Genomic DNA, 25775 nt, shown 5'->3' on the forward strand with positions numbered 1-25775 from the left:
TCACTGCTTTTTATAATTATACATAATTAGCTTAAACCAAAGCCTTCATCGCAATATCGTTGCGATGCTGCATACCTTCGAATTTAATATTGACAATCGCTTCATACGCATGCTGGCGTGCAGATGCAATGTCTTGTCCACGACCAACGACTCCTAACACACGTCCGCCGTTTGTTACGATCTCATCATTTTCTTGTGCAGTACCTGCATGGAATACTAGTGCTCCTGTTGCTTCAGCCGCTTCAAGCCCCGTAATTACTTTACCTTTCGGATAGCTGCCAGGATACCCTTCTGATGCAAGTACGACACATACTGCTGCTTCAGCATCCCACTCAATCGTAAGATCAGCAAGCGTACCGTTCATTGCAGCAAGCACGATTTCCAGAAGATCCGTTTTCAGACGAGGAAGCACAACCTGTGTCTCAGGATCACCCATACGTGCGTTAAACTCAATCGTTTTCGGACCATCCTTCGTAATCATCAGGCCGGCAAACAATACACCGCGGAAAGGACGACCTTCGCTTACCATTGCTTTAGCTGTTGGCTCAATAATATTGACAATCGCATCCTCCACAATGGACGAATCAATATGAGGCAGCGGTGTATATGTACCCATACCGCCCGTATTTGGACCCTTATCGCCATCAAATATCGGCTTATGGTCTTGAGCAGGCACCATTGGCTTAACAGTCTCGCCATCTACAAATGCTAGTATAGACATTTCTTGACCTGCAAGAAATTCCTCAATAACAACTTGATTGCCTGCATCGCCAAATACTTTGTCCAGCATGATAGAGCGAAGTGCCTCTTCTGCTTCTTCAAGTGTTGCTGCTACAGTAACACCTTTTCCTGCTGCCAAGCCGTCCGCTTTAATAACGATCGGTGCTTCCTGCTCCTTCAAATAAGCAAGAGCCGTTTCAAAGCTTGTAAATGTCTCATATTTCGCAGTAGGTATATTGTATTTTTTCAGCAAATTCTTCATGAAAATTTTGCTGCCCTCAATCTCTGCAGCTGCTTTATTCGGACCAAACGCAGGAATGCCTGCCGCCTCGAATGCATCAACGATGCCTTGCGCTAGCGGATCATCTGGGCCAACGAATACAAGATCAATGCTTGCTTCCTTCGCAAATGCTACAAGCTCATCAAACTGAAATACACCAATCGGCACGCACTCAGCAATTTGAGCGATACCAGCATTGCCTGGCGCACAATATAGCTTGTTTACCTTGCTGCTTTTTTTCAAGGACCAAGTAATCGCATGCTCACGACCACCGCCGCCAATAACAAGAATGTTCACTATAACAATCCTCCTCTGGTACATTTCCAATAAGAGTTCAATAAGTTACCTTTAAATATGAGTTCAAACGCTTGGCTTTCAGGACCGAGAAGATAGCATGAAGCTAGGGAATGAGGAGCACAGCGTACGTTAGTTGGTACGCGAGCACCACAGGCTCCCGATGAATGCTATATTCGATGTCGAATAAACTACAATGCAACACTTCGTCATCAAAGTCAGGCTTTTGAACTTACCTATACAAGCTTGGCTTTCAGGACCGAGAAGATAGCAAGAAGCTAGGGAACGAGGAGCACAGCGTACGTTAGTTGGTACGCGAGCACCACAGGCTCCCGATGAATGCTATATTCGATGTCGAATACGCTACAACGTACTACTTCGTCATCAAAGTCGAGCGTTTGAACTTACCTCTAAATAAGTAGTTCAAACGCTTGGCTTTCAGGACCGAGAAGATAGCAAGAAGCTAGGGAACGAGGAGCACAGCGTACGTCAGTTGGTACGCGAGCACCGCAGGCTCCCGATGAATGCTATATTCGATGTCGAATACGCTACAACGCGCTGCTTCGTCATCAAAGTCGAGCGTTTGAACTTTCCTCTAATTAGTAGTTCAAACGCTTGGCTTTCAGGACCGAGAAGATAGCATAAAGCTAGGGAACGAGGAGCATAGCGTACGTTAGTTGGTACGCGAGCACCGCAGGCTCCCGATGAATGCTATATTCGATGTCGAATACGCTACAACGCGCTGCTTCGTCATCAAAGTCGAGCGTTTGAACTTTCCTCTAAATTAGTGTTTGAAATGACGTACGCCTGTGAATACCATCGCAATCCCATGGGCATTTGCCACTGCGATTGACTCTTCGTCCTTAATGGAGCCGCCTGGCTGAATGATTGCTGTAATTCCTGCTTTTCCAGCAAGCTCTACAGTGTCTCCCATTGGGAAAAATGCATCAGAAGCAAGTACTGCACCTTTTGCTTGCTCTCCTGCTTGCTCGATTGCAATACGAGCTGCCCCTACACGATTCATCTGACCAGCACCAACGCCAATCGTCATATCGCCTTTAGCAAGAAGGATCGCATTAGATTTAACATGCTTAACGACCTTCCATCCGAATAGAAGCTGCTTCATTTCATCTTCCGTAGGTTTACGGTCTGTAACAACCTGAAGATCATCCACTGATAAATGATGTACATCGCTTTGCTGTACTAGCATGCCGCCATCTACTGAAGTAACAACCCACTCAGGTTTACGCTCAGCAGCTGATGTGAATTCTCCTAGCTTCAGTAAGCGAATGTTTTTCTTCTTCGTCAAAATATCCAGCGCTTCTGGCGTAAAGTCAGGCGCAATAATAATCTCAAGGAAAATAGAGCCTAGCAGCTCAGCAGTATCCGCACCAATCGTACGGTTAGCTGCAACAATTCCTCCGAAAATCGACGTCGGGTCAGCATCATAAGCTTTTTGATAGGCTTGATGAATGTCTGTACCAATGCCTACACCACAAGGGTTCATATGCTTTACAGCTACGACCGCTGGCTCTTCGAATTCCTTCAAAATCGCAAGCGCTGCATTCGCATCATTAATATTATTATAGGAAAGCTCTTTACCGTGAAGCTGCTCTGCAGTAGTAATATTACCACTCGCTGCAAGCGGCTTTTTATAAAATGCTGCTTGCTGATGCGGGTTTTCACCATAGCGCAAATCCTGTACCTTTTCATACGTAACGGTATAAGTTTCCGGCAGTGGATCGCCTTGTAGGTTAGATAAGTAGTTAGAGATTAGAGAGTCGTATGCCGCAGTGTGACGGAATACTTTCGCAGCAAGGCGCTTGCGTGTTTCTAGTGTTGTATCGCCTTCAGCTTTTACTTCCTCCAAAATGCCTGCATAATCGGCAGCGTCAACAACTACCGTTACAAATGCGTGGTTTTTCGCTGCGGAGCGAAGCATTGTCGGCCCACCGATATCGATGTTTTCAATCGCATCCTCGTAAGATACATCTGGCTTTGCGATTGTTTCCTTGAACGGGTAAAGATTCACGACAACAAGGTCGATATAGTCTAGTCCAAGCTCCTTCATCGCCTGTTGATGCTCAGCGCTATCACGCACAGCTAGCAAGCCACTATGAACAGCCGGATGTAATGTTTTTACACGTCCATCTAAAATTTCTGGAAAACCTGTCACATCAGAAATCCCGATAACAGGCACGCCTTCCTTCTGCAGCAAATTGAACGTACCGCCTGTAGAAATGATTTCTACACCTTGCTCTGCCAATGCTTTTGAAAACTCCACAATACCTGTCTTGTCCGATACACTAATTAACGCTCTACGAATCGCCACTTATATACCCTCCTAAATGTATTTCAAGCTTTTTATGAAAACTTTATAGTTATGCTCAACATGCTATTCGTCCTGCCGTTGCAAGATACAGGTGATTCCCATCGCTGTGATCTACGGATTTCTTATAGAACTACATCCATAATCGAAATGCTAGGATAAAGGCGACCGCTTACGCTTGTTCACCTTCCTGTATCCCTCCACTTAATTTACCTTGGATCATTTATTGTACTAGTGTATTGTTTATCCTAATTGCTAATGGTGACATGTCTGCCGCTGATACTTACTTTGCCAGCCGCGATCCAGCTAATAACCTCAGGATACAGCTCCTGCTCGATAACATGAATACGCACCGCCAGTGTCTCCTCTGTATCATCAGCGAAGACGTCCAACGCTCGCTGAGCGATAATCGGGCCACTGTCCAAGCCGCCATCTACAAAGTGCACCGTAACGCCTGTTACCTTCACTCCATATTGCAGCGCCTGTCCAATAGCATTGATACCTGGGAAGCTTGGAAGCATGGACGGATGAATATTAATCATTCTGCCTTCATACGCTTCGACAAGCACTGGTGTAATGATTCGCATATAACCTGCAAGTACAACCAGATCCACCTGCTTTTCACGCAGCTTCTGCAATATTTCCTGCTCATACGCCTCTCGGGAAGCATAATCCTTGGGCTTGAATAAAAATGCTTCTACACCCGCTCGCTGCGCTCGTGCAGCTACTGGTGCTTGAGGCTTATCACAAACAAGAAGCTCGATGGAGACATCGAGCTTCCCTGCTTGTACTGCATCGACAATCGCTTGAAAATTCGAGCCGTTGCCAGATGCAAACACAGCAATACGTAATGACATTACACTTCTGCTCCTGTAAAGGTAACGATACGTTGACCTTCCGTCACCGTACCGATGCGATATGCTTTTTCACCTAGCTCGCCAGCGATGCGAATTGCATCCTCAGCTTGTTCAGCAGGTACGACCACAACAAGTCCAATGCCCATGTTAAATGTTGTGAACATATCACGGTTTGAGATGCTTCCTTTTTGCTGCATAAGCTCGAAGATCGGAAGAATTGGCCATGAACCGTAAGCAATATCTACATTTACACCTTCAGGAAGCACACGAGGAATATTTTCAATAAAGCCGCCGCCAGTAATGTGAGCCATACCCTTCACATTCACTTGCTCAATCAGCTTTAGAGCAGATTTAACATAAATTTTTGTTGGCTCAAGCAATACATCGCCCAGCTTAGCGCCGCCTAGCTCAGCTAGTTCATCCTGCAGATCATAACCTACTTCTTCAAGCAGCAGTTTGCGAACGAGTGAGAAACCATTACTATGAATACCGCTGGAGGCGAAGCCTAGCACAGCATCTCCTGGAGCAATGGTGGAGCCGTCAATCATCTTTTTGCGATCAACAATACCAACTGTAAAGCCCGCGATATCATATTCCTCTTCGGAATACATGCCTGGCATTTCAGCAGTTTCGCCGCCAATTAGGGCGCAGCCTGATTGCACGCAGCCTTCAGAAATACCAGCGACAATCGCCTCGATCTTCTCAGGCTCAACCTTGCCGCATGCAAGATAGTCAAGGAAGAACAATGGCTCTGCACCTTGAACGATAATATCATTAACGCACATTGCTACTGCGTCGATTCCGATCGTATCATGCTTATCCATCGCAAAAGCAAGCTTTAGCTTAGTACCTACACCGTCTGTACCAGAAACAAGGATAGGCTCCTCATACTTTTCCTTATTCAAGCTGAACAAGCCGCCGAACCCGCCTAGATCCGTTAAAACCTCAGGACGGAATGTGCGCTTTACATGTTTTTTCATACGCTCTACAGCTTCATTGCCGGCTGCAATATCAACGCCCGCTTTTTTGTACGCCTCTGACATATTGTCAACTCCTAAAAATTTATCAGCTTCGCTTATGATTCTCTAACGCTCGAACCTTCCTTCGTCAGGAGGTCGCTTTTAGAGAACATAAGCTCCGCAGTAGCTTAAAGATTATTACCGTCATCAAGCCTGTGCTTTTTGAACTTTCCATTTAAATAGAGGTTCAATAAGTTCAGGCTTCAGGACCAAGAAGATTGGACGCTAGTAGAAAACGAGTAGCGCAGCGTACGCTTTTGGTACGTGAGCAACGCAGTTTTCGCTAGCGTTCAAAATTAGATGTCGAGTCCGCTACAACGCCCTACATCGTCATCAAAGTCGGACTTTCAAGTTCCCACTTCCAATAGAGGGGAAAAAGCTTGGATTTCAGTACCAAGAAGATGGAGCAAAGCTAGAAATTACGGAGCGCAGCGTACGTTGTTGGTACGTGAGCACCGTAAATTTCGGCTGAGTTCCATATTCGATGCCGACTAAGCTACAACGGTTTACTTCGTAATCAAATTCGAGCTTTTTGCCCTACCTCTACTAGCAGGAGCAGCTTTTGTCTGACTCTTCGTCTACCACCGTCGGATAATCATTATCAAAACAGCCCATACATAGGCCGTATTTATACTTATCTTCATGACCGCCTACTGCTTCCATAAAGCCTACATCCGTTAGAAATGCAAGTGAGTCTGCATTAATCTGCTGACGAATTTCCTCGATGCTGCGGCTTGAAGCAATAAGCTCCTTGCGGTCAGGCGTATCGATTCCGTAATAGCACGGATTCTTAAATGGAGGTGAAGTAATTCGTACATGCACCTCAGTCGCCCCAGCTTCACGAAGCAGGTTTACGATGCGCAGCGATGTTGTACCGCGTACGATGGAGTCATCAATCATGACCACTCGCTTTCCTTCTACGACTTTGCGTACAGCAGAAAGCTTCATCTTCACTCCGCGCTCACGCAGCTCCTGCGAAGGCTGAATAAAGGTACGACCTGTATATTTATTTTTAATGAGCCCAAGCTCATATGGAATACCTGTTTGCTCTGCGTAGCCAATTGCTGCTGAAATACTTGAGTCAGGAACACCTGTAACTACGTCAGCATCAACAAATGACTCCTGGGCAAGTCGTTTACCCATCCGCTTGCGTGAAGCATGGATGTTAATCTCTTGAATGTCGCTGTCTGGACGTGCGAAGTAAATATACTCCATCGCACATACGGCACGACGAGATTCACCTGCGTCATAGCGATCGTAATGGATGCCCGACTCATCAAGAATAATCATCTCGCCAGGCTGGATATCACGCACATATTGAGCGCCTATCGTCTCGAAGGCACAGGTCTCAGAGGCAAAGGCATAGCCCTCACCAATGGTAGCCATAGATAGTGGACGCAGACCATGAGGGTCCGATGCTACAATCAGCTTTTCATTCGTCATAAGCAGAAAAGCGAAGCCTCCGACCAAACGGCGCAGTGCATCACGTGCAGCCTCTACGAAATCCTTCTTCGAGCGCGCGATCAAATGCGCAATGACTTCTGTATCGCTGGAGGTTTGAAAGATCGAACCGTTATCCTCTAGCTCTTTACGAATTTCAGGTGCATTGACAATGTTGCCGTTGGTCGCGATCGCTAAATCCCCATCACGGTATTTGAAAATAAGCGGCTGAGCATTCGATAGCTTGCTCTCACCTGCAGTAGAATAACGAACGTGACCGATTGCGCGCTCACCTTTCAAACGATCGAGGATCGCTTGATCGAACACTTCCTTCACAAGCCCCATCTCACGATGATAGTTAAACTTGTTGCCGTCACTGCCATCTACTGTGCAAATTCCCGCACTTTCCTCACCGCGATGCTGAAGGGCATGTAAACCGAAAAAGGAAACAGCGGCAGCATCGTGGTGTCCGTAGACACCAAATACGCCGCATTCCTCTCTTAATTTATCGAAAATATCGTCTCGACCGATGCCCTCGTTATAGTGATCTCCTGTCCAAAGCTTCAAGTCTGCTATTTCATTAGACATGGGATCGCTTCCTTCCACACTCTCTCCAAATTAGCTACTGGCGCTTGAATCGCTGCTTTATCATTGACCAAAATATTAAGATCCTTGCCGCCTACCGTACCAAGTACAGTTGCTTTAACACCATGGCTAGCAATATGAGCAACAAGCTCATCAGCTTTTTCTGGTGAAGCTGAAAGCAGAATACGTGATTGTGATTCACTGAACAGATAGTGGTCTGTACGAAGCTCTGTGCTTACAGTAACGCTCGCACCAATGCCGCCGCTCATGCAAGACTCAGCAATAGCTACGGCAAAACCGCCATCAGATAGGTCATGCGCAGAGGCAACTAGACCGCTCTGGATTGCAGAAAGCACAGACTGTTGAAGCTTTTTCTCAACCTCAAGATCAAGCGCTGGTGGACGACCTGAAGGAGCACCGTTCTTCACATATTGCAGCTCAGAACCGCCGAATTCAGCCTTCGTCTCCCCTAGAAGGATGATAACATCTCCTTCCTTTTTAAAGCCTTGCGTCGTAATATGATCAACGTCGTGCACTAGACCAACCATACCGATAACCGGCGTTGGGTAAATTGCACCTTTTGCATTTTCATTGTACAAGCTAACGTTACCGCCGATAACTGGCGTAGCAAGCGCATTACAAGCTTCACTAATACCGTCAGCGGATTTTTCGATTTGCCAGAATACTTCTGGCTTCTCTGGAGAACCGAAGTTCAAGTTGTCTGTAATCGCAAGCGGCTCAGCACCGGAGCACACGATATTACGTGCAGCCTCAGATACAGCAATGCTGCCGCCTACTTGTGGATCAAGATATACATAACGGCTGTTGCAATCTGTTGTCATTGCAAGCGCCTTGCGTGTACCATCAACTAGCACAACCGCAGCGTCAGAGCCCGGCTGTACAGCAGTAGCCGTACGCACCATGTAATCGTACTGATTGTAAACCCATTCCTTGCTCGCTACGGTAGGCGAAGCAAGAATTTGCTCAAGCGTTCCGTTCAGATCAGTAATCTCTGCAAAAGCACCAGTATCTACGTTAGCAAACTCGCTATAGTAAGCTGGCTCAGTAGACGGCTGATTGTACACTGGACACTCATCTACAAGCGCCTTAACCGGCATATTTGCAACTTCTTCTCCTTGATGGAATAGACGCAAACGACCATCGTCAGTTACTTTACCAACCTTCACGCAGATAACTCCCCAGCGATCGAAGATTTCCTTCGCTTGTGCTTCATGCTGAGGCTCGATAACGAACAGCATACGCTCTTGAGACTCAGACAGCATCATTTCATAAGGTGTCATGCCCGTTTCGCGCTGTGGCACTTCGTCAAGATATAGCTCTAGACCATTACCTGCTTTAGATGCCATCTCTGCGGATGAACAAGTTAGACCTGCTGCACCCATATCTTGAATACCTAGAACGATACCAGAGTTGATCAATTCCAAGGTCGCTTCCATAACAAGCTTCTCCATAAATGGATCGCCAACCTGTACCGCCGTTTTCTTCTCTTCAGACTCCTCAGTCAGCTCGACAGATGCGAACGTTGCACCGTGGATACCATCGCGACCCGTTGCAGGTCCTACGTAGAATACCGGGTTACCTACCCCTTTAGCGACACCGCGTTGGATTTTGTCATGATCGATTAAGCCGACGCACATCGCGTTAACGAGTGGATTACCTTCATAGCTCTCATCGAAATTTACTTCTCCACCAACGGTCGGAATACCGATACAGTTACCGTAGCCTGCAATTCCACTAACTACGTTTTCGAACAAATATTTCACACGCTCATTTTCAAGACGACCAAAACGCAGGCTGTTTAGAGATGCAATTGGACGAGCACCCATAGAGAAAATGTCGCGGATAATTCCACCTACACCAGTCGCAGCGCCTTGATAAGGCTCAACAGCGGATGGATGGTTATGCGATTCAATCTTGAACACAACCGCTTGATTGTCACCGATATCTACAATCCCTGCGCCCTCACCAGGACCCATCAATACTTTAGGACCTGTTGTCGGGAACTTTTTCAAGATCGGCTTAGAGTTTTTATAAGCACAGTGCTCAGACCACATTACGCTGAATACACCGATCTCAGTGTAGTTAGGCTTGCGTCCACCAAGGAAGCCGCAGATTAGCTCATATTCATAATCTGAAACGCCGAATTGCTGATAAATTTTTTGCTCCGCAATTTGTTCTGCGGTAGGTTCCTTAGCTGTTAATTGCTGTGCCATGTTGTTCCCTCCATGCATTCAAAATCGAAGTAAACATGCGTTTACCGTCCGCAGATCCAAGGATCTCATTCACTGCGCGTTCAGGGTGAGGCATCATACCAACGACATTGCCTGCTTTATTGCTAATCCCTGCTATATTAAGAATTGAACCGTTCGGGTTGGTATCTCCCGCATAACGGAAAATGATTTGATTATTTGCTTGCAGCTCTGCTAAAGTCTCATCATCGCAGAAGTAGTTACCTTCACCATGAGCGATTGGAATATTAATGATTTCCCCTTGCTCATATTCACTAGTGAGAGGATTATTGTTGTTCACAACCTCAAGCTGAGATTGGTGACAACGGAATTTCAAGCCAGTGTTACGAATAAGCGCTCCTGGCAGAAGGTTAGCTTCTGTAAGGATCTGGAATCCATTACAAATGCCTAGAATATATTTACCTGCTTCTGCAGCTTTCTTCACTTCACTCATAACATTTGCAAAGCTGGCCATTGCACCACAACGTAGGTAGTCACCATAGGAGAAGCCTCCAGGTACTAGAATACAATCGTATGTTGAAAGATCAGTAGCTGTATGCCATACATAGTCTACTTCTTGACCAATGGTTTGCTCTACAGCTTTATAGCAGTCGATATCACAGTTCGAGCCTGGAAATACAAGTACCGCAAACTTCATCACATTAGTCCTCCAGTTCAAATCGGTAGTCTTCTACAACCGTATTAGCTAGTAGCTTTTCGCACATCACTTTAAGACGAGCTTCTGCTTCAGCACGATCTGTTGTGTCTAGTTCAATCTCAAGATACTTACCAATACGAACCTTCCCTACTTCTGCAAAACCAAGGGAGTGAAGTCCGCCTTTCACTGCTGCTCCTTGTGGGTCAAGTACATTCTCTTTAATCGTTACATAAACCGTAGCCTTCATAATAGCCTCCTATAGACCTGTAGTAGTCGCGATCCATATCGCAGATATATTAATGGGTTATACTAATTGCTTGCCAGTTAGACGAGTATAAATATTACGATAACGTGCGGTTGTTTCTTCTACGACATGTGCAGGAAGAGGAGCAGGCATGCTTTCTCTGTCCCAATCTGAGCCTAGCAAATATGCGCGTACGGGCTCTTTGTCCATGCTGTCGATTTCAATATCATAAGCAAATTTATCTTCTGCCCAGAAACGCGAGGAATCTGGTGTGAAAATTTCATCAATTAAAATAATTTCGCCGCCAATAATACCAAATTCAAATTTACAATCTGCTAGAATAATACCTTTCTCATGGCAATACTCATGCGCAAAGTTATATAATGCAAGACTACGCTCACGCAGTGCCTCAGCAAGCTCCTTGCCAATCCGCTTACTCATCTCGGTGAATGAAATGTCTTCATCGTGACCGATATCATTTTTGGCAGAAGGTGTAAAAATCGGCTCAGGCAGCTTCTCGTTTTTCCGAAGGCCTGCCGGCAATGCATCGCCATTAATAGCACCAGTCTGTTCATACTGTCTCCAGCCACCACCAGTAATATAGCCGCGCACGATGCATTCCATATCAATGCGCTCCGCCTTTTTCGTAACGGTAACGCGATGTTTCAGCAGCTCAGGCTCCGTGATAAGATCTCCAAGCTTGTATACATCCGTATGCACGACATGGTTGGCAATAATATGCTCGGTAAGCGCGAACCAATAAGCTGATAGTGAGTTAAGCACATTGCCCTTGTCAGGAACTGCTGGGTCAAGCACATAGTCAAACGCTGAGATGCGATCTGTTACGACAATCAGAAAATGCTCTCCCAAATCGTACAGCTCTCGAACCTTGCCCTTATAAATAAGCGGGGCTCGCACATACTCAGCAGCAGACGAGATGGCCTTCACTTGCGTAGTCATGAACCTATTCCTCCTAAATGATGATGATCTAAAGCTTTGATTAATAGGGCGCATCTAGGCGACAGAAGATCTTTCGTGAAGCAGTGCAGCGAAGCTGCCGACCTTCACACCCCCACCGAGGTACTCACGAAGCTTTCCTGAGGTCGCTACCCACACGAGGACATCCTCGAACGTTCGGCGAGTCAGCACCGAGAAGATGCCGTGAAGCTAGTGACGTGAAGAGCGCAGCGTACGTAGTTGGTACGTGAGCACTGGAGCAAACGATGAACGGCATCTTCGACGCCGATTACGCTGCGTCAGCATCACTTCGTGATCACTCGCCGACTTCCCCGAGTTTCTCGGAGATTAAGACCGAGAGATCTGCGTGAAGCTAGTGACGCGAAGCGCGCAACGTACGGGTTAGGTACGTGAGCACTGAAGCAAGCGATGAACGCAAAGCTCGACGCCGAATCCGCTACACCAGCATAATCATCGTCCTAATCTTCGAGAAGACCTAAGCGGGTGAAGATTGTAGAGACGTGTTTTAGATGCCACGCCGGATTAAAGCAATCCTCAATCTCCTCTGGAGAAAGTACCGAAGTAATCTCCTCGGTCGCTTCAATGATTTCGCGGAACTGAACCTTCGTCTCCCAAGCCTGCATCGCACGTGGCTGAACCGTATCGTACGCTTGCTCACGGCTGAAGCCTTTATCAATCAGTTTCGTCATGACGCGGCCAGAGAATGGCACGCCATACGTTGCTTGCATGTTGCGTTTCATATTTTCAGGGAATACCGTTAAGTTTTTAATGATGTTGCCAAGACGATTCAGCATATAGTTCAGCAGCATGGTTGCATCTGGAAGGATGACGCGCTCTGCTGAAGAGTGTGAGATATCACGCTCATGCCAAAGGGTTACATTCTCATAGGCTGTTAGCATATGACCACGAATCACACGCGACAAGCCGGAAATATTCTCGCAGCCAATCGGATTACGCTTATGCGGCATAGCCGATGAGCCCTTTTGACCTTTCGCGAACGGTTCCTCTACCTCGCGGAACTCGCTCTTTTGCAACGCACGAATTTCTGTTGCGAATTTATCTAGAGAAGTTGCAATTAATGCTAGTGTCGCCATATATTCAGCATGACGGTCACGCTGCAGCGTTTGAGTCGAGATTGGAGCTGCCTTGATGCCTAGCTTTTGACATACGAATTGCTCTACGAATGGATCGATATTCGCATACGTACCAACTGCACCGGAAATTTTACCGTATTGCACATTGTCAGCTGCATGCTCGAAGCGATCAAGATTACGCTTCATTTCCTCATACCATAGGGCAAGCTTCAGGCCAAATGTTGTCGGCTCTGCATGAACACCATGTGTACGTCCCATCATCGGAGTATCTTTATACTTTTTCGCTTGGTCACGCAGGATCGCGATAAAGTTTTCAATATCCTTACGAAGGATTGTGTTCGCTTGACGAAGCAAATATCCATTAGCCGTGTCTACGACATCGGTAGAGGTAAGACCGTAGTGCACCCATTTGCGCTCAGGTCCAACCGTTTCGGATACGGCACGTGTAAATGCGATAACATCATGACGTGTCTCTTGCTCAATTTCATAGATACGATCAATATCGAATGTCGCTTTCGCACGCAATGCCTCTACATCCTCACGAGGGATCACACCAAGCTCTACCCAAGCCTCACATGAGCAAAGTTCAACCTCTAGCCACGCTTGAAATTTGTTTTGCTCTGTCCAGATGGCTCTCATCTCTGGTCTGCTGTAACGTTCTAACATTAAGTACACCCTTCCAACGTTTTTTATTTATTCCAGCTATTCCATTCCTCTGACCATATCCCAGTACGCTCAATCCACTGCATCGCCTGTTCTATAGAGGAAGCTAGCACGTTCACATGGCCCATTTTACGATTATGCACCGCGTCTGCCTTGCCATACAGATGAACCTTCGTACTCACTTGAAGCTCATTTGCTAGTGAATCCTGTACAGCCATGCGCTCCAGCAGCGGCTCTACATGCTGACCAAGCACATTGACCATAACGACTGGCTGACGAAGCGATGGATCACCAAGCGGCAAATTGCATACTGCGCGAACATGCTGTTCAAACTGTGACGTTATGCAAGCCTCCATCGTATAATGACCGCTGTTATGAGGTCTTGGAGCTAGCTCATTGACGAACAAGCTTCCTTCCTCTGTAACAAACATCTCGACTGCGATTAGCCCAACAGCCTGTAAGCCTTCGGCGATTTGAATCGCTAGCTGCTCCGCTTGCTGGCGCAGATCATCTGAGATACGTGCAGGAACAATCGATAAGTGTAAAATATTTTGCACATGAATATTTTCCGATGCTGGGAATACCTTTACTTCACCTTGTGGACTTCTTGCAGCAATTACCGAGATCTCTTTCGTGAAACGAATAAACTTCTCTAGCACGAGCTCAGTTTTCGCTTTTGAAAGTGCAGCGTAAGCTTCTTCGATCTCTTCCTCGCTGCGAATGACCCATTGTCCCTTACCATCGTAGCCACCCGTTGCTGTTTTCAAAACAGACGGTGTGCCGAAATGTGCAATGGCTTCTCGTAAATCATCCACGGACGTAATTTCACGATATGGAGCAACCTGTACCCCTGCCGCCTCAATTGCACGCTTCTCACGCAAGCGATGCTGAGTCGTATGAAGCAGCTTATTGCCTTGAGGCACATAGCTTTCCTTCATCAGCATTCCCGCTACTTCCGAGCTAACATTCTCAAACTCGTACGTAATCACATCCGCTTGTTGAGCAAGCATGCGTGCCGCATCTGCATCGCTATAGGCAGCAACAATTTGCTCTGATACCTGCCCCATCGGCCCGTTCGGCGTAGGGTCAAGCGTGATAAAGCGGTAGCCGAGCTCACTGCCTGCATTAGCCAGCATTCGGCCAAGCTGACCTCCTCCAAGTACCCCAATCGTCGCACCAGGAAGAATTGTCTTTATCATTGCCTGCTGCTCGATACTCATAGCTCCTCACTGCTTTCCAGCACTTCCTGCTTAACTCTTTCACGTCGTGCAGTCACACGTGCCTGTACCTCTTGATCAAAGGCTCCGATCATCTGCCCGGCCAGTAACCCTGCATTAGTAGCACCTGCATTGCCAATCGCTACCGTTGCAACAGGAATGCCGCCCGGCATTTGAACGATGGACAGCAAGGAATCTAGTCCATTTAGAGTTGAGGACTTAACGGGTACGCCGATCACTGGGAGTATCGTCTTCGCGGCTACCATCCCAGGCAAATGCGCTGCGCCACCTGCTCCCGCTATAATCACCTTAATACCACGCGCTGCAGCTGTTTCCGCATATTCGAACATTAAATCAGGGGTGCGATGTGCGGATACGACCTTTTTCTCATATGGAATCTCCAGCTCTTCTAGCACATCACAAGCCAGCTTCATTGTTGCCCAATCAGACTTGCTTCCCATAATTACGCCAACCAATGCAGACATTACGAAAAACCTACTTTCTTATATAAAGTGTTTACGAATAATTGACATAAAAAAAGCCAATAGCAATAAATCTCTCGAATTGCTACTGACTTCGATGAACAAGCGCAGAATTCTCTCGCTGTTCCCACTAATGGCTTGATCGAAGAATAAGTAACATGTCCATATAAATGCTACACCGATTGACAAGCAGCTATGCTATTCTGACAACTCTCATGCATGCTCCAACCTTTTCTTCTTCAATCTATTTACGAAGCTCGTAGTCCAGAAAGCTTTGGTTCCGGGTAGAAACGTTTGAGCCATTCCCTCAAACCTATACGAGATAATTATTTTCTTGTTAACAACAACTATAGTTTATCGAACTATATGTGCACTGTCAACAAAATACGAACATTAATTAATGTTCATTTATTATAGTTCGTTTTTCTGACATGTAGCAGCTATAAAATTTAGATTATCCGACGATTTTTCAGTAAGAAGTATAAAATCTCACATTAAACGTCATCTGTAGAGCGAATATTAATTCTGAACCTCTACCTTTGACTTAGCAACCGATCCTTTTGCCATCCGTGAAGCGTTACAGGAAGCTGCAGTCGCTTATGATCATCTTGGACTAAAAGTCGAATTTTTAGAGCGCCGCATAACGTATTTGATACTACAGTTCACCAATCAGGAATATACATTTAGCATATCGTGTGCTCACTCAATTTGTAGGAGCTATGATGATGACGAAAGGAGGCTTACTATGCAAATTCATACTGTGAGAAGGAATGATTCTTTGTGGAATCTTGCTCAAACGTATGGTGTTCCACTTCAGCATATCGTTGAGGTAAATGCGATCGAGGAAAGTGACCCGCTAGTGGTAGGTCAAGCACTAATCATTCCATCTCAGCCAGGAAATAGAACACATACTGTAGCAAGAGGGGAATCGTTATGGTCAATTGCAAGACAATATGGATTAACGCTCACTGAGCTTGCTGCTGCTAATCAGCTGACGAATCCAGCGATGATTCAAGTTGGTCAAACATTAATCATCCCTCCACCTAAGCTGACAACGATTGAGGTTAACGGGTATATGGAACGAATGGATGAAGAAGCGGCTGCTGAGATCAGGCAAATTAGCGATGAACTGACCTATGCAACGATGTTCAGCTATAAGATCAAAACGGACGGAACATTAATTGAGCTTAATGATGAAGTTGTGCGGGAGGCTGCCATTGCAAGTGGAGTTGCACCAATGATGGCCATAACGAACATTTCCGAGGAGGGGTTTTCTAGAGAGCTCATCCACGAGGTGTTAAATAATGACTTATCGTACACGCATCTAATCACCACGGTCTCTAATACGATGCAGGAGCGTGGCTTCAAAGCACTAAACATTGACTTCGAGTATATTCCTCCAGAGGATCGAGAGCTGTATAACAACTTCCTAAGAGATATCACAGCTCATCTACACCAATTTGGCTATCTCGTTTCAACGGCCGTCGCCCCTAAATATCGCGCCGATCAGCCTGGAATATTATACGAGTCTCACGATTACAGGGCACATGGGGAAATTGTAGACTTTGTCATTATTATGACCTATGAATGGGGCTGGACGGGCGGACCGCCTCGTGCAGTTGCACCTCTAAATGAAGTTGCTAAAGTAATCAGCTATGCGCTTACCGAAATACCAGCAAACAAAATTATGATGGGTATCCCGCTATACGGCTACCATTGGACGTTGCCTTTTGTTGAAGGTGAATCGAGAGCTGCCGCGCTTAGCACGAATGCTGCCATTAATCTAGCTAGAGAGCGAAAGGCTGCCATTGAATATGACAATACCGCTCAGTCTCCGCATTTTTCATTCTATGATACGGAGGGCAAGCAGCATATTGTTTGGTTCGAGGACGCAAGAAGCCTGCAGGCAAAGTTTAATCTCGTCAAGCAATACGGACTTCGAGGCGTTAGCTACTGGAAGCTTGGCATTCCAGCGGAGACAAACTGGTACCTACTTAGTGAGAATTTTACAGTTAAAAAAATATGAATCTACTTTCTAGACCTTATAAGTTTTTCTACTATAATATGTAGCGAACGTATTAGCTTATATTCAGTAATCCATAGAAGGTGTGCTGTATGTTGCTATGCTGTTACAATAGGGCGAATTACGTGGCATAGTGTAACGAGATAAATTGGTGAAACCTCAGTAAAGCCTAGTTATCATGCCTCCTATTGTTTCTTCTGTCATACAGCATACCTTTATTGTATTGATGACTTTACTAGTAACTCCTGCATCTCTGCTCGCTTATCACTCTATGAAGGAGCTATGGCGGAAGAGAAATAACAAGCGACCTGCTACAATAGCAGGCCGCACAGTTGTGTATCTGTAGTTTTAATTAAACCAAGCTTTCGCTAAATTATTTGTGAAATTCGAGTCCTTCATTGGAACATTAGCCGATCCGAAGTCAGTAGTATTTAATGCATTTCTAGCGGCAGACGTCAAATCATCCCAGTCAATCAAAGGCTGATAACCACCGGTTGTACTTGTTGTGAATAGAGCGTGATTGAGTGGCCATGTGCTCTTGTACTCGAGCTTAGGGTGAGTTCCATTCGTGTTGGAGCTGTTTGGAGCTACATTATAAAAGTTACCGTGCTGTGAATAGGAAATAGACAAAATCTGTGGATTAGCTGCTACTGGATTATCAATCCATACGACGGCTGCCTCCCAGTCATGTCTGTGACCTAATCCAGAAGAAGGCGAGTCTTTAGGCATATACCACGAATACATAATGGCGTATACTCCGTTGTACCATGCTGCGCGAGAGTAAACCTGTCCAGGACTGGAGCTGCAGCCTGAGCTAGAGCCTCCTGAAGGGGCTAGTCCTCCACTCGTATTCCCTTGTGCATCCACGGCTGGAAAGGGTACGCAGCCTGTGGTCACCTTCAATGTCGGCTGAAATGTCTTTGCTGCAATCTGTGCAGTCGTTGTAGGTGTGACCTCAGTAAAGCCTACAACTTGATCGTGAGGGATGACAGCTGCATACACTGTAGGAACAGCTGTAACTAGAAACGTCAAAACAAGCAAATAAGATAATGCTTTGAGTTTGCTGGTCATCTAGTCAATTCCTCCTTTTATCGTGATCTAACGCGCACTTACAGGATCAGTGACTCCGGAGTCCACCTGCACATTTACCATAAATTGTTACACCTCTAGCGTCAATATACTATATTCCGTTAGCATACTAAAATCTAGATCTGAGAGATTTTATTCTATAAAAAATAGAAGCCCCGATGACCTATCGAAGCATCATCGGGGCTTTATACTTGTTCCACAAATTGTTTTACTACTCGAAACTATAACGTCCTCGTTATTACATACACTATGCCTCGACCCACGTCGTTACATCAGCGACGGAGCGGCGAGTCGGTGCAGCTGGTACAAGCTCTGGATAGCCGACATATACAAGCCCAACTAGCTTTTCTTTATCTGATAGCTGAAAATGCTCATGCATGACTGGGTGATACAACGGTGCGCCAGAGCGCCATATTGCACCAAGCTCTAAAGCATGTGCAGCTAGCAATAGATTCTGAACTGCTGCGTGGGTTGCTGCAAGCTCTTCTTCCATAATCGCGCGTGGATCTTCAGACGGTGAACATATTGCTGCAATAACTACAGGAGCTCGAAATGCTTTTTTCGCTTCCTTCTCAAGCTTTTCCGCATCGGACTCACCAGTCGTTGCTTGATGTACCTTCGCGTAGCCTTCCCCAAGCAAGCTTCGCCCTTCCCCGGTCATCACAATAAATTTCCATGGCTGTGTATTATAATGACTTGGCGCATAGCTTGCAGCATCAATAAGCTGCTCAATGAGTGCCTTTGGCACCTCATCCTTCTTCACTCGACCTACCGTTCTGCGCTCCTTTAGCGCTTTTAAGATTGCTTCACGTTGTGCTGATGACACATTAGACATGTACATATCTCCTCTCCCCATCGATTGTATCAATGTATGTCGTTGTGCTTCTGTATTATTCAAACAACTTCAAGTACTTTGCATAGCCGCGTTCAACAAGCTTTGCCTTCGGTATGAACTCTAATGAAGCGGAATTGATACAGTATCTTAATCCTGTTGGCTGTGGCCCATCTTCGAATACATGCCCTAGATGCGAATCGCCAAACTTGGAACGAACCTCCGTGCGGATCATACCATGCGTTACATCCAGCTCCTCAAGCACATGGTCATCCTCTAGCGGCTTAGTGAAGCTTGGCCAGCCGCAATGTGCATCGAATTTATCCTTAGAGCTGAATAATGGCTCTCCAGAGACGATATCGACATAAATGCCTTCCTCCGTATGGTCCCAAAACTCATTACGAAACGGCGGCTCAGTCGCATTACGCTGAGTAACCTCGTATTGAATTGGTGTCAGACGAGCCTTAAGCTCGGAATCATCCTTTTTCACTGACCAGTGCTTTTTAATAAACTCATCTCTGCCTGAGCCTTTGCGGTACATTTTATAACGCATAGGATTCTTCTTGTAGTAATCCTGGTGATACTCCTCAGCTGGATAAAACTCTTTCGCTGGTACGATCTCTGTCACAATCGGCTTACTGAAAATCCCGCTTTCCTGCAGCCATTGCTTGGAGCGTTCAGCCTCCTGTTTTTGCTCCTCGGAGTGGTAAAAGATGAAGGTACGATAAGAGTGACCTTTATCGTGGAACTGGCCCTCAGCATCAGTAGGATCAATCTGCTGCCAATACTTCTCCAGCAGCTCCTCGTAGCTGATAATCGATGGATCAAACTCGATCTGAATTGCCTCTACATGACCCGTTGATTCGGAGCATACCTCCTCATACGTAGGGTTAGGTGTGTCGCCACCCGTATATCCTGAGATGACAGAATGTACACCTCTCATTTTATCAAATGGTGTAACCATACACCAAAAGCAGCCTCCTGCAAAGGTAGCTAGTTGTGTTGCCATATATATTACCTCCTTATAAGCGCTCCGCTTAGCCATCTCTATGCTCGAACCTTCCTGCGGAAGGAGGTCGCTTGTGAGATGGTAAGCTACGCTGATGTTTTTATTACATGCTAGAGATAAATGCTTTAGTTGGCATAGCTTCGGTTTTCGCGTAAGTTTCAGCGCTTCGCTTAACTGTCTCTAACGCTCGGACCTTCCTGCGTCAGGAGGTCGCTTTTAGAGATAGTTAAGCTACGCTGATGCCTACATTAAATCCTAAAGAACATGCCTGCTTGTAAGCTTATCCTTCGCATTCTACGATTACTCAGCGCTCCACTTACCATCTCTGCGCTCGAACCTTCCTGCGTCAGGAGGGTCGCTTAAAGATGGAAGCTCCGCTGGAGTCTTCTCTAGTATACCAATATTGTCACATCATCATCAAAGCCTTCACTTCAAGCTAACCTCTTTCGGCTTTCAGCGCTCCGCTTAACCATCTCTATGCTCGAACCTTCCTACGGAAGGAGGTCGCTTGTTAGATGGTAAGCTACGCTGTAGTTTTTTATATGCTAAAGATAAATGCTTTAGTTTGCATATCCTGCGCGTTTGTATGAGCATTCGGCGCGTTGCTTAACTGTCTCTAACGCTCGGACCTTCCTGCGTCAGGAGGTCGCTTTTAGAGATAGTTAAGCTCCGCTGATGCCTACATTAAATCCTAAAGAACATGCCTGTTGTAAGCCTATCCTTTGCATTCTACGATTACTCAGCGCTACACTTACCATCTCTGCGCTCGAACCTTCCTGCGTCAGGAGGGTCGCTTAGAGATGGAAGCTCCGCTGGGGTCTTCTCTAGTATACCAATATTGTCACATCGTCATCAAAGCCTTCACTTCAAGCTAACCTCTTTCGGCTTTCAGCGCTCCGCTTAATTGTCTCTAACGCTCGGACCTTCCTGCGTCAGGAGGTCGCTTTTAGAGATAGTTAAGCTCCGCTGATGCTTACATTAAATCCTAAAGAACATGCCTGCTTGTAAGCTTATCCTTCGCATTCTACGATTACTCAGCGCTACGCTGTAGCTAAAATCTCATCAAAGCCACCCTTTAAGCTAATCTCCATTCGGCTTTCAGCGCTCCGCTTAACCATCTCTACGCTCGAACCTTCCTGCGTCAGGAGGTCGCTTTAGAGTTGGTAAGCTGCGCTAGGGGTTATAGAAAACGAGTAGCGCAGCGTACGTTACTTGGTACGTGAGCAACAGAGTTTTCGCTAGCGTTCAACTCCGCTAAACTTCTCTAACGCTCGAACCTTCCTGCGTCAGGAGGTCGCTTTTAGAGAAGTTTAGCTACGCTGTTATTATCGTCATCAAAGCCACACCTTTAGCTAATCTCCTTTCGGCTTTCAGGACCGAGAAGATGGGGTAAAACTAGAAAACAAGGAGCGCAGCGTACGTAATTTTGGTACGTGAGCACCGCAGTTTTCGGTTGAACCCCATATTCGACGTCGAATCAGCTGCCATGAAGTTACATCGTCATCAAAGCCGAATTATGTAAAATTATACATGCCCCCATATATCCCCATCAAAATGTTACAATATTTTAATGTTGCAAACTTTATTCAACTAGACGCGTCTAATAGTATTGAGGTGAAACGTAGTGTCAGACATGCAAGTACAACAACAAGAAAGAAATTCCAATCCCGTTCTCCCCGCTGAGAAGCGAAAGGAGCGAGCAAAAAAGCGACGATCCAAGCTCTTATTCGTTAATTTTATGATGCTATGGCTGCTGCTTATCGCATGCGGTCTTTATGGCGCTCATACGTACATGAACCATGTAGAGCAAAGCTTAGCTGATCAGCTTAGTCAAGAAACTGAGCAGCGGCTAACTGAACTTGAGACAAGCTTTAACACAAAGCTCAGCGAGCTGGATAGCAGCTACAATGAAAAAATCGCCGCGCTTGGCGAGCAAATCGAAGAGTTGAATCAGCTGCTTACGTTCGTCAAGGATAATAGCAGTAATAATAATGACAACAGCAATCAGCTATACTCGCAAATCAACGATATTAAAGCTCAGCTGCAAAAGCTTCAAAAAAGCATGGAGCTGTTAAAATGACAAGTAGCATTCAGTATCTAAACCGTCTCATGCTGTTTGTCATTGCCCCCTTCATCGGGTGCTTTATCGCGCTTGTCTTATTAAACAGTACCAAAGCTTACATAGCTGATCCAGCTCCAATCAGCGAGCCAGTACTCGAAGCTGAAGCATACAACCATGCTGCGGAAGCACTTACTACAAGCACTGAGCTTGCTCAAGTCACACGTGCGAATATTGAGCATAGCTACTCTAAATATAGTGAAACGACAAAGCTCGTCAGCTCTATCGTACCAATGATTAAGGATACACTCAATTATCCGTATTCGATTTATGATCAAAAGCTTAATAAAAAGCTAGGAACTCCTTCAGCTACAATTAACAGCAGCAAGCTTAAGGCCCAGCTATATTATAAAAGCTATGAGCATTTTCAAGGGTACATCGTAAAGATTAAACTCAAGTCATCTAAGGCTGTCGACATGGTACTCGGCGGTGATGAGCTTGGAGATGCAATGACTACATTAAAAGCAGCCAAGACGTATGGCGCCGCTGTTGCCGTGAATGCTGGTGGGTTTGCGGATTCTGGCTCGAAGCGCTATCCGCTTGGAACTACGATCATTAACGGAAAGTACGTCAACGGCTTTCAACCTAGCAAGAACAATCTCTTCTTTGCTGGCTTCAATGATCAGAACGAACTAATCGGCGGTGTCTTCAAGGATAAAGAGAAGCTGGACAAGCTTAAGCCCCGCTTCGGTGCAAGCTTCGTTCCAGTTCTCCTGAAGGATGGGAAGAAACAAACAATTCCAGCGAAGTGGAAAACCTCCCCTAAGCGTGCACCACGCGTTGTGCTTGGGAATTTCAAGGATGATCAAATCATTCTATTCGTCACAGACGGCTATAATACGAATGGAAGCGCAGGTGCTACACTTGCAGAAATTCAAAACATCCTTCGTTCATACGATGTTCAATCCGCCTATAACATGGACGGAGGTGGCTCTGCGTCGCTTATATTTAATGGAAATATTATTAATTCGCCGTCAGACGGCAAGCTGAGAAAGCTACCTACGCATTTATTGTTTTATAAATAAGTAAGCTTAAGCTCCACTGCATTTTAACATCATGGCTGCCTTAAGCATCGCCATATCCTGCTCATACTCTAACAGCAGATGTTCAGCTTCATCAATGGTGACCGGTACGAAACGAATCGCATCACCTGGCTTTAGCTGGCCAAACATCGGAATATCTACCGCAGCAACGAAGGCAATGCGTGGATATCCTCCAGTGGTCTGTCGATCGGATAGCAAGACGATCGGCTGGCCGTTGGCAGGAAGCTGGATGAGTCCATGAACTGTTCCTTCCGAGATCATCTCTTTAGAGCCTTCTAGCTCCAGCATTTCGCCATGCAGACGATAGCCCATTCGATCGGACTGAGCATCAATACGCCATGTGCCATTCAGCCATTTCTGTTTACTATCCGCTGTAAGCAGCTCATATTCAGGTCCAGGAATAAATCGTATCGTAACCTGTTCTTCTGGAGCCATCGCGAATAGCTTAGCGTTAAACGCAGGCCCTATGCTCTGCTGCAGCTTCTTCCATAGCCTTGCACTGCGTGAGGCTTCATCAACATGACCAACCTCCAGCATATCTCCACTATGTAACGACCTACCATTAAATCCGCCCAATTGACCTCTCATATTCGTGCTGCTACTGCCCAACACTAACGGAACCCGGATACCACCAGCCATTGCAACATATACGCGACAGCCGCTTACATAGCTCGCAAACGTTAAGATGCTGCCTTTTTTCACAATGATCGGCTGCCACATAGGAAGCGAGGCTTGGTCCATCATAGGTGACATATTTGCACCACATATCGCTATCAAATGGTCCTCTGTAAACCTAAGCGCTGCTCCAGACAAGGTCAATTCAAGCACCGCCGCATCCTCTGGATTCCCTACGAGCAGATTCGCCACTCGAGCGGAGCCTTCATCCATCGCTCCATTCACATTGACTCCATATTTCTGATAGCCAAAGCGCCCTCGATCTTGGATGGTAGCCAGCATTCCTGTCTTTATCATTTCGATTGCCATACGATCTCTCCTTACGTCCAATGCAGCTCGCCGATACTAGCAAACTGCTCGTGCGTGATCGGGATAAATTTAATACGATCGCCTGTTTCAATTAATGTTGGAATCTCAAACTCGGGATGAAATAGCTTTAACGGCGTACGACCAATGATTCTCCAGCCTCCCGGTGTAGATATCGGGTAGATACCAGTCTGAGCTCCTGCAATACCGACACTACCCGCTTCGATAGATGCTCTCGGTATCGCCTTACGGGGCATTGCAATAGCCTTATTCATTCCACCTAAATACGGAAATCCTGGGGCAAAGCCCAGCATATGAACGAGATATGTGCCGCTCGAATGAATGGCAATTACTTCTTCAGGCGTAAGCTCATTATGTCTCGCCACATCTACAAGATCTGGTCCATAGCTGCCTCCATAGCATACAGGTATTTCAACAATGCGACCTCTACTATTGCTGCTCTCCTCGTTCTTTCCTTCAATATAAGGCTCGATGATCGCTTCTAGCTGCTTCTGGAGCCATACTCTTGGAGAAGACAGCTGCATATTATTGCTTCTTGCCCACTTCCATATGTGCCATGGATCATAATGAACCGTTATCGTGCAATATGCAGGCACATACTCTATCACACCCTGCAGCTTATGACCTTCCAGCTCAGCTAGCAAATGTACAACTCTATTATGTGTTTGTTCGTCGATGTCATCGCCTAACGTAATGATGATCGATTTTTCACCTAGCGCCATAATCTCAGCCTTCATCTATCTCACCCTTCCTCTCCACTGCTCTTATAGCTCCAGCTTTGAAGGATGGGCGATATCGACACCAGCCGCTTTAAGCGCTTGAGATAGCTCGATGACATGCTGCAGCGCATCCGGCGAATCGCCATGAACGCATATCGTATCTGCACGCATAGGGATATCCTCCCCTGTACGACTTTCGACTTTATGCTCCTTCACCATACGAATCATTCGCTCTGATGAAAACTTCGATTGTACAATAAGCGCCTGTTCATGAGAGCGTGGTGTTAACGCACCATTCTTTTCATAATTACGGTCGGCGAACACTTCATTCAAGGTACGCATCCCTGCTCTGGCACCTGCCTTGATGAGCTTACTGTTGGATTGACCAACGACATACATATCTGGATCTATCCGATATGCCGCTTCCGCAATCGCTTCTGCAATATCTGTACTTTCGTTCGCCATATGATATAAGGCGCCGTGCGGCTTTACATGCTTTATTCGGCTGCCTTCAGCAACCGCAAAGGCTTGCAGTGCACCCATCTGGTACAGGACAAGACCATAGATCTCCTCCGCAGGTATATCCATCATGCGACGGCCGAAGCCATGTCGATCTGGCAGACCTGGATGCGCGCCGATGGCAACATCGTATTTAAGAGCAAGCTTCACTGTTTTACGCATCGTCAATGGATCGCCTGCATGAAAGCCACAAGCAATATTTGTAGATGTTATATATTTCATCAGCTCTTCATCTTGTCCAAAGGAATAAATGCCAAAGCTTTCACCCATATCACAATTTAAATCCACTTTATACATATTTACACTCCCAT

At 46.1% G+C, this 25775-nt stretch carries 21 protein-coding genes and 1 riboswitch; of the genes, 3 read left to right on the forward strand and 18 right to left on the reverse strand.

The window, feature by feature from the left end:
• Positions 1–31: 31 nt before the first annotated feature.
• The 12 genes from purD to purE all read right to left on the reverse strand — a co-directional run bounded on the left by purD (position 32) and on the right by purE (position 15112).
• On the reverse strand, positions 32–1297 hold the full coding sequence (gene purD / locus M3180_RS16865; RefSeq protein ID WP_251669643.1) for a phosphoribosylamine--glycine ligase: 1266 nt from the start codon (positions 1295–1297) through the stop codon (positions 32–34).
• Positions 1298–2078: 781 nt separating this feature from the next.
• On the reverse strand, positions 2079–3626 hold the full coding sequence (purH, locus tag M3180_RS16870) for a bifunctional phosphoribosylaminoimidazolecarboxamide formyltransferase/IMP cyclohydrolase (protein ID WP_251669645.1): 1548 nt from the start codon (positions 3624–3626) through the stop codon (positions 2079–2081).
• A gap of 245 nt (positions 3627–3871) precedes the next feature.
• A complete protein-coding gene (gene purN, locus M3180_RS16875; protein WP_251669646.1) occupies positions 3872–4480 on the reverse strand; it encodes a phosphoribosylglycinamide formyltransferase in 609 nt (202 codons plus the stop codon).
• Entirely contained in the window at positions 4480–5523 is a 1044-nt protein-coding gene (gene purM / locus M3180_RS16880) for a phosphoribosylformylglycinamidine cyclo-ligase (protein WP_251669648.1), read from the reverse strand. Before purM ends, purN begins: the two co-directional genes overlap by 1 nt.
• A 522-nt stretch (positions 5524–6045) precedes the next feature.
• Complete coding sequence (gene purF, locus M3180_RS16885) at positions 6046–7527, reverse strand: amidophosphoribosyltransferase (RefSeq protein WP_251669651.1); 1482 nt, start codon at positions 7525–7527, stop codon at positions 6046–6048.
• Complete coding sequence (gene purL, locus M3180_RS16890) at positions 7512–9758, reverse strand: phosphoribosylformylglycinamidine synthase subunit PurL (protein ID WP_251669653.1); 2247 nt, start codon at positions 9756–9758, stop codon at positions 7512–7514. Before purL ends, purF begins: the two co-directional genes overlap by 16 nt.
• Positions 9736–10431: a phosphoribosylformylglycinamidine synthase subunit PurQ gene (gene purQ, locus M3180_RS16895; protein WP_251669829.1), complete on the reverse strand. Its 696-nt coding sequence runs from the start codon at positions 10429–10431 to the stop codon at positions 9736–9738. Before purQ ends, purL begins: the two co-directional genes overlap by 23 nt.
• 4 nt (positions 10432–10435) lie before the next feature.
• Positions 10436–10681 carry a phosphoribosylformylglycinamidine synthase subunit PurS gene (gene purS / locus M3180_RS16900; protein WP_251669831.1) on the reverse strand — a complete coding sequence of 82 codons (246 nt, stop codon included), beginning with the start codon at positions 10679–10681 and terminating at the stop codon, positions 10436–10438.
• A 54-nt stretch (positions 10682–10735) separates the two neighbouring features.
• The gene (locus M3180_RS16905) at positions 10736–11635 is read right to left on the reverse strand and encodes a phosphoribosylaminoimidazolesuccinocarboxamide synthase (RefSeq protein WP_251669655.1); all 900 of its coding nucleotides are present in this window, start codon (positions 11633–11635) and stop codon (positions 10736–10738) included.
• 476 nt (positions 11636–12111) lie between these two features.
• Positions 12112–13413, reverse strand: a complete 1302-nt coding sequence (gene purB / locus M3180_RS16910; protein ID WP_251669657.1) for an adenylosuccinate lyase — start codon at positions 13411–13413, stop codon at positions 12112–12114.
• Positions 13414–13436: 23 nt separating this feature from the next.
• Positions 13437–14630: a 5-(carboxyamino)imidazole ribonucleotide synthase gene (purK, locus tag M3180_RS16915; protein WP_251669659.1), complete on the reverse strand. Its 1194-nt coding sequence runs from the start codon at positions 14628–14630 to the stop codon at positions 13437–13439.
• A complete protein-coding gene (gene purE / locus M3180_RS16920) occupies positions 14627–15112 on the reverse strand; it encodes a 5-(carboxyamino)imidazole ribonucleotide mutase (RefSeq protein WP_251669661.1) in 486 nt (161 codons plus the stop codon). Before purE ends, purK begins: the two co-directional genes overlap by 4 nt.
• A 237-nt stretch (positions 15113–15349) precedes the next feature.
• Positions 15350–15450, reverse strand: a riboswitch (purine riboswitch).
• Positions 15451–15854: 404 nt separating this feature from the next.
• Here purE and M3180_RS16925 point away from each other — a divergent pair.
• Positions 15855–17135 carry a glycoside hydrolase family 18 protein gene (locus M3180_RS16925; protein ID WP_251669663.1) on the forward strand — a complete coding sequence of 427 codons (1281 nt, stop codon included), beginning with the start codon at positions 15855–15857 and terminating at the stop codon, positions 17133–17135.
• A gap of 345 nt (positions 17136–17480) precedes the next feature.
• On the opposite strand, the gene M3180_RS16930 is transcribed toward M3180_RS16925, so the two are convergent.
• The 3 genes from M3180_RS16930 to msrA form a co-directional block, all read right to left on the reverse strand.
• The gene (locus M3180_RS16930) at positions 17481–18203 is read right to left on the reverse strand and encodes an NPP1 family protein (RefSeq protein WP_251669665.1); all 723 of its coding nucleotides are present in this window, start codon (positions 18201–18203) and stop codon (positions 17481–17483) included.
• A gap of 265 nt (positions 18204–18468) precedes the next feature.
• Entirely contained in the window at positions 18469–19056 is a 588-nt protein-coding gene (locus M3180_RS16935; RefSeq protein ID WP_251669667.1) for a nitroreductase family protein, read from the reverse strand.
• 55 nt (positions 19057–19111) lie between these two features.
• Positions 19112–20062, reverse strand: coding sequence for a peptide-methionine (S)-S-oxide reductase MsrA (gene msrA, locus M3180_RS16940; RefSeq protein ID WP_251669668.1), 951 nt, complete (start codon positions 20060–20062; stop codon positions 19112–19114).
• Positions 20063–21695: 1633 nt separating this feature from the next.
• On the opposite strand from msrA, the gene M3180_RS16945 reads away from it, so the two are divergent.
• The gene (locus tag M3180_RS16945; RefSeq protein WP_432806953.1) at positions 21696–22142 is read left to right on the forward strand and encodes a hypothetical protein; all 447 of its coding nucleotides are present in this window, start codon (positions 21696–21698) and stop codon (positions 22140–22142) included.
• Positions 22139–23206, forward strand: coding sequence for a phosphodiester glycosidase family protein (locus M3180_RS16950; protein WP_251669672.1), 1068 nt, complete (start codon positions 22139–22141; stop codon positions 23204–23206). The genes M3180_RS16945 and M3180_RS16950 overlap by 4 nt, the downstream gene beginning before the upstream one ends.
• 6 nt (positions 23207–23212) lie before the next feature.
• On the opposite strand, the gene M3180_RS16955 is transcribed toward M3180_RS16950, so the two are convergent.
• Genes M3180_RS16955 through M3180_RS16965 form a run of 3 tightly spaced genes read right to left on the reverse strand, consistent with a single transcriptional unit; the run spans position 23213 to position 25761 of the window.
• Entirely contained in the window at positions 23213–24208 is a 996-nt protein-coding gene (locus M3180_RS16955; protein WP_251669674.1) for a 5-oxoprolinase subunit C family protein, read from the reverse strand.
• 11 nt (positions 24209–24219) lie between these two features.
• A complete protein-coding gene (pxpB, locus tag M3180_RS16960) occupies positions 24220–24963 on the reverse strand; it encodes a 5-oxoprolinase subunit PxpB (RefSeq protein ID WP_251669675.1) in 744 nt (247 codons plus the stop codon).
• A gap of 27 nt (positions 24964–24990) precedes the next feature.
• On the reverse strand, positions 24991–25761 hold the full coding sequence (locus M3180_RS16965) for a LamB/YcsF family protein (protein ID WP_251669677.1): 771 nt from the start codon (positions 25759–25761) through the stop codon (positions 24991–24993).
• Positions 25762–25775 lie beyond the last annotated feature (14 nt).

It is taken from the genome of Paenibacillus camelliae, assembly GCF_023715345.1.
GTDB classification, from domain to species: domain Bacteria; phylum Bacillota; class Bacilli; order Paenibacillales; family Paenibacillaceae; genus Pristimantibacillus; species Pristimantibacillus camelliae.